The sequence below is a fragment of the Hydrogenophaga sp. FW305-3-2-15-A-LB1 genome (genome assembly GCF_058787875.1).
Map to the genome: position 1 here is coordinate 63,163 of NZ_JBYTAE010000003.1, position 13,919 is coordinate 77,081.

The 13,919-nt window shown below is 67.6% G+C and carries 11 protein-coding genes; 5 read left to right on the forward strand and 6 right to left on the reverse strand.

Annotated features, from left to right (window positions below; all coding sequences use genetic code 11):
- Positions 1-33: 33 nt before the first annotated feature.
- The 4 genes from rpoD to AC3WPZ_RS01435 all read right to left on the reverse strand — a co-directional run bounded on the left by rpoD (position 34) and on the right by AC3WPZ_RS01435 (position 7,412).
- A complete protein-coding gene (gene rpoD / locus AC3WPZ_RS01420) occupies positions 34-2,373 on the reverse strand; it encodes an RNA polymerase sigma factor RpoD (protein ID WP_382156779.1) in 2,340 nt (779 codons plus the stop codon).
- A gap of 315 nt (positions 2,374-2,688) precedes the next feature.
- Entirely contained in the window at positions 2,689-4,689 is a 2,001-nt protein-coding gene (gene dnaG / locus AC3WPZ_RS01425; protein WP_382156781.1) for a DNA primase, read from the reverse strand.
- 31 nt (positions 4,690-4,720) lie between these two features.
- Positions 4,721-6,550 carry a gamma-glutamyltransferase family protein gene (locus tag AC3WPZ_RS01430; protein WP_382326395.1) on the reverse strand — a complete coding sequence of 610 codons (1,830 nt, stop codon included), beginning with the start codon at positions 6,548-6,550 and terminating at the stop codon, positions 4,721-4,723.
- 103 nt (positions 6,551-6,653) lie between these two features.
- Positions 6,654-7,412, reverse strand: a complete 759-nt coding sequence (locus AC3WPZ_RS01435; protein ID WP_382156785.1) for a 3-hydroxyacyl-CoA dehydrogenase — start codon at positions 7,410-7,412, stop codon at positions 6,654-6,656.
- A 140-nt stretch (positions 7,413-7,552) separates the two neighbouring features.
- On the opposite strand from AC3WPZ_RS01435, the gene ppk2 reads away from it, so the two are divergent.
- The gene (gene ppk2, locus AC3WPZ_RS01440) at positions 7,553-8,461 is read left to right on the forward strand and encodes a polyphosphate kinase 2 (RefSeq protein WP_382156787.1); all 909 of its coding nucleotides are present in this window, start codon (positions 7,553-7,555) and stop codon (positions 8,459-8,461) included.
- A gap of 154 nt (positions 8,462-8,615) precedes the next feature.
- Here ppk2 and AC3WPZ_RS01445 read toward each other — a convergent pair whose 3' ends face one another.
- The gene (locus AC3WPZ_RS01445; protein ID WP_444686889.1) at positions 8,616-9,671 is read right to left on the reverse strand and encodes an extracellular solute-binding protein; all 1,056 of its coding nucleotides are present in this window, start codon (positions 9,669-9,671) and stop codon (positions 8,616-8,618) included.
- A gap of 110 nt (positions 9,672-9,781) precedes the next feature.
- Here AC3WPZ_RS01445 and AC3WPZ_RS01450 point away from each other — a divergent pair, with 110 nt between their 5' ends.
- Entirely contained in the window at positions 9,782-10,729 is a 948-nt protein-coding gene (locus AC3WPZ_RS01450; RefSeq protein WP_444686888.1) for a patatin-like phospholipase family protein, read from the forward strand.
- Positions 10,730-10,932: 203 nt separating this feature from the next.
- On the opposite strand, the gene AC3WPZ_RS01455 is transcribed toward AC3WPZ_RS01450, so the two are convergent.
- Positions 10,933-11,475, reverse strand: coding sequence for a phasin family protein (locus AC3WPZ_RS01455; protein WP_204733310.1), 543 nt, complete (start codon positions 11,473-11,475; stop codon positions 10,933-10,935).
- A gap of 265 nt (positions 11,476-11,740) precedes the next feature.
- On the opposite strand from AC3WPZ_RS01455, the gene AC3WPZ_RS01460 reads away from it, so the two are divergent.
- Genes AC3WPZ_RS01460 through AC3WPZ_RS01470 form a run of 3 tightly spaced genes read left to right on the forward strand, consistent with a single transcriptional unit; the run spans position 11,741 to position 13,886 of the window.
- Positions 11,741-12,718, forward strand: coding sequence for a histone deacetylase family protein (locus AC3WPZ_RS01460; protein WP_382320569.1), 978 nt, complete (start codon positions 11,741-11,743; stop codon positions 12,716-12,718).
- Entirely contained in the window at positions 12,715-13,167 is a 453-nt protein-coding gene (locus AC3WPZ_RS01465) for an acyl-CoA thioesterase (protein WP_291116178.1), read from the forward strand. The genes AC3WPZ_RS01460 and AC3WPZ_RS01465 overlap by 4 nt, the downstream gene beginning before the upstream one ends.
- Positions 13,164-13,886, forward strand: coding sequence for a nitroreductase (locus tag AC3WPZ_RS01470; protein WP_444686887.1), 723 nt, complete (start codon positions 13,164-13,166; stop codon positions 13,884-13,886). The genes AC3WPZ_RS01465 and AC3WPZ_RS01470 overlap by 4 nt, the downstream gene beginning before the upstream one ends.
- Positions 13,887-13,919 lie beyond the last annotated feature (33 nt).

A 13,919-nucleotide genomic window follows, 5' to 3' on the forward strand; every position in this document is an offset into this window, starting at 1 on the left:
CAGTGGCTCCCTTTTTTTGTGACCGACCGCTGCTTACAGCGTGTCGATGAAGCTGCGCAGCTTGTCCGAGCGGCTCGGGTGCTTGAGCTTGCGCACCGCCTTGCTTTCGATCTGGCGGATGCGTTCGCGCGTCACGTCGAACTGCTTGCCCACTTCTTCCAGCGTGTGGTCGGTGGACATCTCGATGCCGAAGCGCATGCGCAGCACCTTGGCTTCGCGCGGCGTGAGGCTGTCGAGGATCTCCTTGACCACTTCGCGCAGGCCGGCCTGCATCGCGGCCTCGATGGGCGCGGTGTTGGCCTGGTCTTCGATGAAGTCGCCCAGGTGCGAATCGTCGTCGTCGCCGATGGGGGTTTCCATCGAGATCGGCTCTTTCGCGATCTTCATGATCTTGCGGATCTTGTCCTCGGGCATCTCCATCTTCTCGGCCAGGATGGACGCATCGGGCTCGAAGCCGAACTCCTGCAAGTGCTGGCGGCTGATGCGGTTCATCTTGTTGATGGTCTCGATCATGTGCACCGGGATGCGGATGGTGCGCGCCTGGTCGGCGATCGAGCGGGTGATGGCCTGGCGGATCCACCACGTGGCGTAGGTCGAGAACTTGTAGCCGCGGCGGTATTCGAACTTGTCCACCGCCTTCATCAGGCCGATGTTGCCTTCCTGGATCAGGTCCAGGAACTGCAGGCCGCGGTTGGTGTACTTCTTCGCGATCGAGATCACCAGGCGCAGGTTGGCCTCGATCATTTCCTTCTTCGCGTCGCGCGAGGTGGACTCGCCCTGGTTCATCCGCTTGTGGATGTCTTTCAGGTGCGCCAGCGGCACGACCACGCTGCTCTGGATGTTGATCAGGCCCTGCTGCAGCTCCTGCACGGGCGGGATGTTGCGCTCGATGATCACGCTCCAGGGCTTGCCGGCGGCGGCCTGCTTCTCGACCCACTTGAGGTTGAGCAGGTTGGGCGGGAATTCCTTGATGAAGGTTTCCTGCGGCATGCCGCACTTGTCCACGATGATGCGGCGCAGCTCGCGCTCTTTCTTGCGCACGTCGTCGACCTGGCTGCGCATGGTGCCGCAGAGCTTCTCGATCGCCTTGGCGGTGAAGCGGATGGACATCAGCGTTTCGGTGATGGCCGTCTGCGTCTTGAGGTAGCTCGGCGTGCCGTAGCCTTCCTTGTCGTAGGTCTTGTGCAGCTTCTCGAACAGCGCGCGCATGTTGTCGAAGCGGGTGAGGGCTTCGCGCTTGAGTTCTTCGAGCTTGCGGGTCAGGGCCTTGGAGCCGCCCTTGCCGTCGTCGTCGTCGGCTTCGTCGTAATCGTCGAAGTCTTCTTCGGCCACGTAGTCATCGGCCTCGTCGGCGTCGGCGAAGCCGTCCACCACGGTGGAGATGACGACCTTGCCTTCGCGGATGTCCTCGGCCATCACCAGGATCTCGGCGATGGTGGCCGGGCTCTCGCTGATGGCGGCCATCATGTCGTTGAGGCCACCCTCGATGCGCTTGGCGATCTCGATTTCGCCTTCGCGCGTGAGCAGCTCCACCGTGCCCATTTCGCGCATGTACATGCGGACGGGGTCGGTGGTGCGGCCGAATTCGCTGTCCACCGTGGACAGGGCGGCTTCGGCTTCTTCCTCGGCTTCCTCTTCGGTGGCGGCGGTCGGGCCGGTGTTGTTCAGCAGCAGGGTCTCGGCGTCGGGCGTCTGTTCGTAGACGGCCACGCCCATGTCGTTGAGCAGCGAGACCACCACTTCCAGGGTCTCGGCTTCCACCAGCTTGTCGGGCAGGTGGTCGTTGATTTCGCCGTGCGTGAGGTAGCCGCGCGTCTTGCCCAGCTTGATCAGGGTCTTGAGGCGTTCGCGGCGGTTGCGGGCTTCCTCTTCGGACAGGACGGTTTCGTCCAGGCCGAATTCCTTCATCAGCGCGCGCTCCTTCGCCTTGCTGATCTTCATGCGCAGGGGTTTGACCTTCTCGGTCGTCTGCGCGGCGGTGGTGTCCACCGCCTCGACTTCGGTCTCGTCACCCGTCAGGTCGTCCTCGATGTCGCTGAGGTCGGCATCGTCCAGGTCGGCATCGCCTCCCTTGCCCTTGGCGTCCGCCTTGGGCTTGCGGCCGCGCTTGGCCGCGGGCTTGTCGCCCGCATCGGCCTTGGCCGGGCGACCGGCCTTCTTCTTCGCGGGTTCTTCGAGCAGTTCGGCCTCGGACTTGGCCTTCACGGCGGTCTTCTTGGCGGGCGCGGCCTTGGCGGCGGCTTTGACGGGGGGCTTCTGGGTCACAGCGGGGGCTTTCTTCGGGGGAGAAACCGGGGCGGCCGCGCGCGGGCTGGCCTTCTTGGCGGTTTTGGTGCTGGACGCAACGGACGTACTGGATTTCTTCGCGGGCATGGGGACCTCAAAAAAATGTCGAACTGGAGCCGGCAGAACACACAAAAAACGCCTGAAAGGCCGCGCGACGCGGTCCGTTCCGGTGATTTTGTTGGGCACAACGCCTGCCTTTCGCCGGAAAGGGCTGGCCTGCAAGCTGTGGGGCGAACATTTGGTGTGCAGTCCTTGCGGGGTTCCGTCGGGCCGGGGAGGTCGCCGAGGTGGCCAGGAAGGTGTTCCATCTAGCCCCTTGCTGGGGCCGGGCCGGTGCCGGAGGTGCTGCTGTCGCGCTTGCGGTGCAAAACCTTGGATTATACCGCTGACAAAGTTTTTTTGTCAGGCGGGCGTGTCGCTTTGGAGGGCCTGCAGCTGGGCGTTGACCCGTTTGTAGTCCTCCATGGCGCTGGCATCTCCCGCGGCCACGCGCTCGGCCAGCTGGCGAGCCTGTTCCACCAGCCCGTCGCGGCGCAGGCGGTGCATCACGTCGTTCAGCTCGGACAGCTCGGCGCTCGGGTCGCCGCCCAGGGTCGCCTGCTCGACCTGGACGCAGGCAAAGGTCTCGTGTTCGTGGCCGCGCAGGGCCTCGCGCACCGCAGCCCAGGGCTGGTGCCCGTGTTCGTGCAGCTGGGCTTCCAGCCAGACGAACACCGGGCCGTGGGGCGCGGGCAGGTGGGCCAGCAGGGCGTGGTCGTCGGCCGAGAGCGTGTCCCAGGCCTGCGGGCTGGCCAGCAGCAGACCCACCGCGCGGTCGGCCCGGCTGCCCCCCGCGCGGCGCGTGCCCAGCATGCGGGGCGGGGGCGGCGGGCCTTTGCGCCACTTGCCGAAGCCCTTGCCGCCGCCGCCGTAGGTTTTGCCACCACCGCCGTAGCCGCCACCGCCGCTGCTGTAACCGCCGCCGGCGCCGCTGTCGTAGCCCGGGTCCGAGGTGTAGGCCGCGCTGGCCCCGCCGCCGTCGTAACCGGCGTCGTGCCCCGGCTGCGCGGGCGCCGGGCTGGCGGCCCGGGGCTTGCGCGGGCCGCCGCCGGTCTGCTGCCAGAGCTGCAGCAGGTCCGGGCTGCCGATGCCGATGCCGGCGGCCAGTTCGCCGATGAGCTGGCGCTTGAGCGCGCCATCGGGCAGGGCGCTCCAGAGTGGGCGCGCCTGGCTGGCCATGCGCGCGCGGCCTTCAGCGGTGCTGAGGTCGCAGTCGGCACCGGCGGATTCGACCAGGAAGCGCGACAGCGGCACGGCCTCCTTCACGCACTGCGCGAAAGCCGCCTCGCCGTTGGCGCGGATGAAGCTGTCCGGGTCGTGTTCGGCCGGCAGGAACAGGAACTTGACGCTGCGCGTGTCGGTGGCCAGGGGCAGGGCGGCATCGAGCGCCTTGCGCGCGGCGCGCCGGCCGGCGCCGTCGCCGTCGAAGCTGAAGACCACGGCGTCGGTGAAGCGGAACAGCTTTTGCACGTGGTCGGGCGTGCAGGCCGTGCCCAGCGTGGCCACGGCGTTGGCGAAGCCGAGCTGGGCCAGCGCGACCACGTCCATGTAGCCTTCGGTGACGAGGGCGTAGCCGGCCACGCGGATGGCGGTGCGGCCCTCGAACAGGCCGTAGAGCTCGCGGCCCTTGCTGAACACCGGCGTTTCGGGCGAGTTGAGGTACTTGGGCTCGCCCTTGTCGAGCACGCGCCCGCCAAAGCCGATGCACTCGCCCTTGACGTTGCGGATCGGGAACATGATCCGGTCGCGGAAGCGGTCGTAGCGCTTGGCCTGGCCGTCGGCGCCTTTTTCGTCCTCGTGCTCGATCACCATGCCCGACTCGACCAGCAGGGGCGCCTGGTAGTCGGGGAACACGCTGGCCAGGGCGCGCCAGCCCTCGGGCGCGTAGCCCAGGCCGAAGGTCTTGGCGATCTGGCCCGAGAGGCCGCGGCCCTTGAGGTAGTCGATGGCGCGCGGCGAGACCTTGAGCTGCTTGGCATAGGCCTGCGCGGCCTTCTCGAGCACGTCGGTGAGCGTGGCCTGCTTCTGGCGCTGCTGGGCGGCGCGCTCGCGGTCCTGCGGCGAGGCCTCGTCTTCCGGCACCTGCATGCCGGCCTGCTGGGCGAGGTCTTTCACCGCCTCGATGAAGCTCATGCCGGCGTGTTCCATCAGGAAACCGATGGCGTTGCCGTTGGCCCCGCAGCCGAAGCAGTGGTAGAACTGTTTGCTCGGGCTGACGCTGAACGAGGGCGATTTTTCGCCGTGGAACGGGCACAGGCCCATCAGGTTGGCGCCGCCCTTCTTGAGCTGCACGTAGCGGCCGACCACGTCAACCACGTCCACGCGGTTGAGCAGTTCCTGGATGAAGGTCTGGGGGATGGCCACCGGGGTATTCTGACCGATGCACCCCGGTTGCTCAGTCCCCGGCGACGATGCCCTCGCGGCGGGGATCGGCTCCGCCCAGCCACACCCGCTGGCCGCGCTGCGTGCCCCGCATCAGGGCCTGCAGGCCGCTGGTCATGTCCGCTTCCTCCACCGTGTGGCCGCGCTGGCGCAGGGCCTCCACGGTGGCGGGCGCAAACCGTTTCTGTTCCAGCAGCAAGGGCCCACCGGTGGTGCCGAAGTTGGGCAGGTTGATCGCGTCCTGCGGCGACAGGCCCCATTGCAGCGTGCCGTGCAGGGTCTTGGCGGTGAAGTGGATGATGAGCGCGCCGCCCGGGCTGCCCGCGCTCATCAGCAGCTCGCCGCTGGCCTTGTCGAACACCAGGGTGGGCGACATCGAGGAGCGCGGCCGCTTGCCCGGTTCGACGCGGTTGGCGATGGCTTGGCCCTGGGCGTTGCGGGGCGCGAAGCTGAAGTCGGTGAGCTCGTTGTTGAGCAGGAAACCACCCGGGCGGCTCGGATCGGTGGTGACCATGAGGCGCGAGCCGAAGACGGCCTCGATGGTGGTGGTCATGGCCAGCGCATTGCCGTAGGCGTCCACGATGCTGATGTGGCTGGTGCCGTACTCGGGCTGCTCGGGCATGGGCGCCCAGCCCACCTGCACGCCGCCCGGCACGCCGGCGGGCGCCTGCGGCATGCGGGCGTTCGGGCTGATGAGGCGGGCGCGCTCGTCCAGGTAGCGCGCATCGAGCAAGCTGCTCCAGCGGCCACCAGGGGCGGCGACGAAATCCGGGTCGGCCACGTACTGCGCGCGGTCGGCGAACGCCAGGCGCGAGGCCTCGGTGTAGCTGTGCAGCCAGTCGGCCGAGGGCAGGGCGGTGCCCATCGCGGGTTTCACCAGCGGCTCCTGGGCCTGCGGCGTGCGCGCGAGCAGACCGAGGATCTGGCCGACCGCGATGGCGCCCGAGCTGGGTGGCGGGAAGCCGCAGACGCGCAAGGCGCGCTGCGCGGCCGTGTGGTCGTGGCACAGGGCTTCGCGCTCGCGCGGCTGGTAGCGCTGGAGGTCTTCGAGGCTGAGGCTGCCGGGTCGCACCGGGTGCTGCCGCACCTTGTTGACGATGGCCTGGGCCACCGGGCCTTCGTGCAGGGCGATCGGGCCCTGGGCCGCGATGTTCCTGAGCACCTGCGCGAGTTCGGGGTTGCGCAGCACATGGCCCACCGGGTGCGGCTGGCCGTCGGGCCGGTAGAAGTAGGCGGCCGCGACCGGGTCGTTCTTCAGCGCGGTCTCGGCCAGCAGCAGGGTGTGCAGCCGGGGGCTGACGGCGAAGCCCTGGTCGGCCAGCGCGATGGCGGGTTCGAACAGGCGCGCCCAGGGCAGCTTGCCGTGTTGGCGGTGGGCCTGCGCGAGCATCGCCACCGCGCCGGGGGTGCCCACCGAGCGGCCGCTGGCCACGGCCACCATGAAGGGCAGGGGCTTGCCTTGTTCGTCGAGGAAGAGTTGCTCGTTGGCCCCGGCGGGCGCGGTCTCGCGGCCATCGAAGGCCTGGACGCGGCGCCCGTCGTGGTGCAGCAGGAAGGCGCCGCCGCCGATGCCGCTGGACTGCGGCTCCACCAGCGTGAGCACCATCTGCACGGCGATGGCCGCGTCCACCGCGCTGCCGCCGGCGCGCAGGATGCGGGCGCCGGCCTCGGTGGCCAGCGGGTTGGCCGCGGCCACGGCCTGGCGCGGGAAGGCCCAGCCCGGTTTGACCGTGAGGCCCGAGGCACCCTCGGGCTGCTGGATGGAAGAGGAGGAAGGGGTGGTGGGTGTGCCGCAGGCGCTGAGCAGGCTCAGCGAGGCGATCAGGCAGGCAAGGCGTGTCATGGCAATGGCTCCTTGAAGATCGTTGTCGAGACGGCCACCGTATCCCAGAAACGCGCATGGACCGCGCTGGCGGTCCATGGAGGCGTAAGAAACCGTTTCGGGATTACTTCGGTGCCAGGCGGATCGCGCCATCCAGGCGGATCACCTCGCCGTTGAGCATGTCGTTCTCGAAGATGTGTTTGGCCAGCTTGGCGTAGTCCTCCGGGGTGCCCAGGCGGCTCGGGAAGGGCACGCCGGCGGCAAGCGCGTCCTGCACTTCCTTGGGCATGCCGAAGAGCATGGGTGTGCCGAAGATGCCGGGGGCGATGGTCATGTTGCGGACGCCGTTGCGCGCCAGGTCGCGCGCGATCGGCAGCGTCATGCCGACGATGCCGCCCTTGGACGCCGCGTAGGCCGCCTGGCCGATCTGGCCGTCGTAGGCCGCCACGCTGGCGGTGGAGATCATCACGCCGCGCTCGCCGGTGGCCTCGGGCTCGTTCTTGCACATGGCCTCGGCGGCCAGGCGGATCATGTTGAAGCTGCCCACCAGGTTGACCATGATGGTCTTGGTGTACACGCCCAGGTTGTGCGCGCCGTTCTTGCCCACGGTCTTCTCGGCCGGGGCGATGCCGGCACAGTTCACCAGGCCCATGAGCTTGCCCAGGGACAGGGCCTTGGCCACCACCGCCTGGCCGTCGGCCTCGTTGCTCACGTCGCACTTCACGAACGCGCCGCCAATCTCCTTGGCCACGGCTTCGCCCTTGTCGGCCTGCATGTCGGCGATCACGACTTTGCCGCCGTTGGCCGCCAGCATGCGCGCCGTGCCTTCGCCCAGCCCCGATGCGCCGCCGGTGACGATGAATACCTTGCCTTGAATGTCCATGGGTGTGCTCCTGTGTGATGAGAGGGGATGTGACGTTGACGTAAACGTCAATTCGACCCGGATTATGCGACATGCCCGTGTCACGCCCTTGTCACGCGGGTGCCCTAGTCTGGGCGCTTTGTTCCCATCATGGAGCCCACATGTTTGACAGCCAGGACGAGCTGATGCGCCGCATCCACACCGACCTCATGGACGGTTACGACGAAGAGCTGGAGATGGAGCTCGAGGACCGCGTGCTGGACCAGGCCCTGGACGCCGATGAAGAGGCCAAACACAAGGAAGCGCGCCGCACCTACTTCCGCGAGCTGTTCCGGCTGCAGGCCGAGCTCGTGAAGCTGCAGGACTGGGTGGTGGCCACCGGGCACAAGGTGGTGATCGTGTTCGAGGGCCGCGACGCGGCCGGCAAGGGTGGGGCGATCAAGCGCATCACCCAGCGCCTGAACCCGCGCGTGTGCCGCGTGGCCGCGCTGCCCGCGCCCAACGACCGCGAGCGCACGCAGTGGTACTTCCAGCGCTACGCCGCGCACCTGCCCGCCGCGGGCGAAATGGTGCTGTTCGACCGCAGCTGGTACAACCGCGCGGGCGTGGAGCGCGTCATGGGCTTCTGCAGCGACGAGCAATACGAAGAGTTCTTCCGCTCGGTGCCCGAGTTCGAGAAGATGCTGGTGCGCTCGGGCATCCAGCTCATCAAATACTGGTTCTCGATTTCGGACGAAGAACAGCACCTGCGCTTCCTGGGTCGCATCCACGACCCGCTCAAGCAGTGGAAGCTCAGCCCCATGGACCTGGAGAGCCGCCGCCGCTGGGAGCTCTACACCCAGGCCAAGGAAGTGATGCTGGAACGCACCCACATCCCCGAGTCGCCCTGGTGGGTGGTGCAGGCCGACGACAAGAAAAAGGCCCGCCTCAACTGCATCCACCACCTGCTGCGGCAGATGCCCTACGGCGAAGTGGAGCGCGCCACCATCACGCTGCCCGACCGCGTGCGCCACGAAGGTTACCGGCGCCACCAGGTGCCCGGCGAGATCTACGTTCCTCAGGTGTACTGACCGCCACAAAAAAAGAAAAAGCCCCCATGCATTCACACGGGGGCTTTTTTCTTTAGCCGAAGCGCCTCAAGTCCAGAACATCGCGGATCCGGCTTCGCCGGTCCGCAGATGTTGCCCCCTTGAGGGGGTCGCGCGAAGCGCGGCGGGGGTGTTCTTACTTATAGCCCACGCGGTCCAGCATTTGCTGCACCTTGGTCATGTTCTTCGCCACCACGCCCAGCGGCACGGTCTCGGCCTTGAAGCTGTCGCCGCCCATGGCCTTGATGGCCGGGTTGTCGACTTTCAGGCCCTTGACGGTGGGGAACTCGTTGTTGCCGTTGGCGAAGTAGTCCTGGGCGTAGGGGCTGGACAGGAACTCCATGAAGGTGATCGCGTTGTCGCGGTTCTTGGCGTGCTTGGCCACGCCCGCACCGGCGATGTTCACGTGGGTGCCGCTGGTGGCCTGGTTGGGGAACATGACCTTCACCTTGCTCATCACGGCCTTGTCTTCCGCCTTGTCGGACTTGATCAGGCGCGCCACGTAGTAGGTGTTGGTCAAGGCCACGCCGCATTCGCCCGAGGCCACGCCCTTGATCTGGTCGGTGTCACCGCCCTTGGGCGCACGCGCCATGTTGTCCACCACGCCCTTGAGCCAGGCTTCGCCCTTCTGGTCGCCCAGGTGTTCGACGATGGTGGAGAAGAGCGAGAGGTTGTAGGGGTGCGAGCCCGAGCGCGTGCAGACCAGGCCCTTGAGCTTGGGGTCGGCGAGCTGTTCGTAGGTGGCCACGTCTTCGGCCTTCACGCGGGCCGGGTCGTACACGATCACGCGGGCGCGGGTGGAAAAGCCGGTCCAGGTCACGCCGTCGGCGGTGGCGCTGGCGCGCAGGTTGGCGGGAATGGCGGCGTCGAGCTTGGCCGACTTGATCGGCTGGAACAGGCCCTGGGTGTCGGCCACGGCCAGGCGGGCGGCGTCCACCAGCATGATCACATCGGCGGGGGAGGCCGCGCCCTCGGCGCGCAGGCGGGCGATGATGCCGGCGTCGTCCGCGTCCACGCGGTTGATCTTGATGCCGGTGGTCTTGGTGAAGGTCTCGTACATGGTCTCGTCGGTCTGGTAGTGACGGGCGGAATACAGGTTGAGCACCTTGTCCTGGGCCTGGATCTGGGTGTGGGCGCCCAGCGCGGCGGCCATGGCGATGGCCATCATGGCGAGTTTGGGAAGTCGGGTCATGACGCGGTCCTTGGAGGTGGTTTGAAACGGAGCAGAGGAGGGGGACGCCCCCGTCGATCGGATCGGTGGGCGAGGGGATAATTCCGGCGAGCATGCTAGCACGAACGAGAATGGTTCTTATCAAAAACTTACGCCCCAACCTGCCGCGAACCGCCTGGATTCTGGCCGCCGTCCTGCTGATCGCGGGCTGCGCCAGCGGTCCACCCCGGCTGCCGGAGACCCCCCCGGTTGCCACCGTTCCCACGACCCCTGAAGTACCCACGCGCGCGCCCCGCCTGGGGCTGGCGCTCGGTGGTGGCGCCGCGCGCGGGTTTGCCCATGTGGGCGTCATCCAGGTGCTGGAGAAGAACGGCATCCGCCCCGATCTGGTGGTGGGCACCTCCGCCGGCAGCATGGTGGCCGCGATGTACGCCAGCGGCAAGACCGCCGCCGAGCTGGAGGCCACGGCCCTCAGCATGGAAGAGGCCACCTTGACCGACTGGTCCCTGCCCATCATGGGCCGGGGCATGCTGCGCGGCGAGGCGCTCACGCGCTACGTGCGCCAAGCCGTGGGCGGCAAGCTGCTGGAGAACATGTCCATTCCCCTGGGTGTGCTGGCCACCGACCTGGCGACCGGGCAGGGCGTGCTGTTCCGCCGGGGCGACGCGGCTCAGGCCGTGCGCGCCTCCAGCGCCGTGCCGGGCGTGTTCGCACCGGTGAACATCACCGGGCGCGACTATGTGGACGGCGGCCTGGTGGCGCCGGTGCCGGTGCGCTACGCCCGCGACATGGGCGCCGAGGTGGTGCTGGCGGTGGACATCTCGAGCGCGCCCGAGGGCAATTCGGCGGTCGGCAGCGTGCAGGTGCTGCTGCAGACCTTCGCCATCATGGGGCAAAGCATCAACCGCCACGAACTGGCGGGGGCCGACGTGGTGCTGCGCCCCGCGCTGGTGGGCGTGGGCAGCGCGGACTTCACGGCGCGGCTGCGCGCCATCGAAGCGGGCCGGGCCGCGATGCAGGCGGCCTTGCCGCAGCTGCGCACACAGCTGGCCCGGCGCCTGCCGGCCAACCGGCCATAAAAAAAGCCCTCACCTTGCAGTGAGGGCTTAAGGGGTCCGATGAAATCGAATTTCGAAAAGGACCCGAGGAGACAACCAGAAAAACAGACTTGAGATTCAAGCGCTGCCTTTGAGGGGTAGCGCGCCGTGACTTGATACTAGAGGGGCCTTTTTGACGTGTGTCAAGCGGGCCGATCAACGGCACGATCGCGGTGCTGTGCTGCTTAGCGCTTCTTGGCGGCCGTCTTGGTCGCGTTCACGGCCGAGGCGGTCACGGTGTTGAAGTTGGCTTCGGCCATTTCGGTGGCTTGCTTGACGGCCTTCTGGACCGATTCCATGGCGTTGTTGGCGGCGGAAACGGCGCTCTTCATCACGGCCACGGCGGTTTCGGAACCGGCGGGAGCGTTCTTGGCGGCGTTGTCCACGACAGCCAGGAACTTCTTCTGGGTGTCGCTGGCTTGGGCTTCAGCGGCCTTGCCGAACTCGGCGCCGGTGCCGGCGGCGATGTCGTACAGGTGGCGGCTGTAGGCCACGGTCTTCTCGGCCAGGGGCTGCATCAGGTTGGCTTGCAGGGACAGCAGTTCCTGCGCGTCCTTCACGCTCAGCAGGGCCTGGGCGCTGTTGGCGGATTCGGACAGGGCAGCCTTGGTGGCTTGCACGTTCAGATCGACCAGCTTTTCCACGCCTTCGAAGGCTTTCTGGGTCAGGCCGAAAAGGGTTTCGATGTTGGCTTTCTGGGCGGCAACGATTTGTTCAGCGGTCAACATATTCATACTCCTAAACTTTGTAAAACAAGGGCTTAGTTGAAGGCTGCTGAGAACACCGCGCTGTCGGGACGCTGTTGTTTTCGTTCGCTTTGCTGCACTGCAACATGACTCGAATTATAGGGAGATGCCGCAGACGTGCAAGCCCTTTTTGTTGCGCTGCAGCATTCTAGATGCGGTGTTCTAAAAGTCGGTGGTGGCACTGCGGCATCGTCCTGCGCCCACAATGGCCCGGCCCGACCGAATCCCTCGCCCCGATCTCCCTTCCGTGCACGCCTACTACGCCGACCACTTTGTCCTGCCGCTGCCCAGCGGGCACCGCTTTCCCATGGGGAAGTACGCGCGCCTGCGCGAGCGGCTGGTGGCCGAGCTGCCCGAGGTGCAGATGCTCGAGGCCTTGCCCGCGAGCCGCGGCGAGCTGGCCCTGGTGCACACCCCGGCGTACATCGAGGCCGTGGCCAGCGGCACGCTGAGCCCGGCGGCGCAGCGCGAGATCGGTTTTCCCTGGAGCCCGGCCATGGCCGAACGGGCGCGCCGCTCGGTGGGCGCCACCCTGCAGGCCTGCCGCAGCGCCCTGGGCGGTGCCGGGCTGGCCGCGAACCTGGCCGGCGGCACGCACCACGCCTATGCCGACAAGGGCAGTGGCTTCTGCGTGTTCAACGACTTCGCCGTGGCGGCCCGCCTGATGCAGGCCGAGCACGCGCGGCTGAACCGCGCCCGGGGACCGCTGCGGGTCGCGATCATCGACCTCGACGTGCACCAGGGCAATGGCACGGCGTCCATCTTCGCCAACGACGCGTCGGTGTTCACACTGTCGCTGCACGGCGCGAGGAATTTCCCCTTCCGCAAGGAGCCCAGCGACCTCGACGTCGAGCTGCCCGATGGCTGCGACGACGATACCTACAGGGACGCGCTGGAGCGGGCGCTGGGTGAGCTGGAGCGCCGCTTCGACCCGGGCCTGGTGCTGTACCTGGCGGGAGCGGACCCGCACGAGGGCGACCGGCTCGGGCGCCTCAAGCTCAGCTTCGATGGCCTGGAGGCGCGCGACCGCCGGGTGATGGACTGGGCCTGGCAGAAGCGCCTGCCGCTGGCCATCGCCATGGGCGGTGGCTACGGCCACGACCTGGAGGCCACGGTGCAGGTGCAGGTCAACACCTACCGCACCGCGCTGCAGTACCGGCAGCGCTGGCGCGGCTGGGCGGCGGCGGTTGCCGGATCAACCCACTGGCACAATGCCCCGGCATGAGCACCGCCAGCAGCCCACCTCCGCGTCCGCAAGCCTTGCCCCGCAGCGCCTACCGGGTGTTCCGGCCCATCGGCACACGCTGGAGCGACAACGACATCTATGGCCATGTGAACAACGTGGTGTACTACAGTTGGTTCGACACGGCGGTCAATGCGCACCTGATCGAGCAGGGCGCGCTCGACATCCATGGCGGCGAGGTGATCGGCCTGGTGATCGAGACCCAGTGCAACTACTTCGCGCCGCTGGCGTTTCCCCAGACCGTGTGGGCCGGCCTGCGCGTGGCGCACCTGGGCAGTTCCAGCGTGCGCTACGAAGTGGGCCTGTTCGCCGACGGTGAAGAGACCGCCGCGGCCTGCGGGCACTTCGTCCACGTGTACGTGAACCGCGAAACCCGCCGGCCCGTGCCGCTGCCCGACATCCTCAAGAAGACTTTGGAGACCCTGCGATGAGCCAGAACCCCGCGTCGCCCCTGATCGATGCCGCCAGCGTCGATGCCGCGATCAACAGCCGCATGTCCGCCCGGGCCTTCCTGCCCGACCCGGTGCCGCGCGAGACCATCGAGCACCTGCTGCGGCTGGCCAGCCGCTCGCCTTCGGGCACCAACACCCAGCCCTGGAAGGTGTACGTGCTGCAGGGCGCCAGCCGCGACAGCCTGGTGGAGAAGGTCTGCGCCGCGCACGACGCGCTGCGCGCCGATCCGGCGCTGGCCGCCGAGTACCGCGAGGAGTACGACTACTACCCCGAGAAATGGGTCAGCCCCTACATCGACCGCCGCCGCGAGAACGGCTGGGGCCTGTACGGCCTGCTCGGCATCACCAAAGGCGACAAGGACAAGATGCACGCGCAGCACCAGCGCAACTTCCGCCTGTTCGACGCCCCGGTGGGCCTCATGTTCACGGTGGACCGCATCATGGGCCGGGGCTCGCTGGTGGACTACGGCATGTTCCTGCAGACGCTCATGATCGCCGCGCGCGGCCACGGCCTGCACACCTGCCCGCAGGCCGCCTGGAACGGCTTCGCGAAGATCATCCTGCCGCACATCGGTGCCGGCGATAACGAAATGCTGGTGTGTGGCATGGCCCTGGGCTACGCCGACCCCAGCCACCTGGTCAACGGCTTCCACACACCGCGCGAGCCGGTCGAGAGCTTCACCCACTGGCTGGAATAATCGCCGGTTCCACTTTTCATTCCAAAGGACACA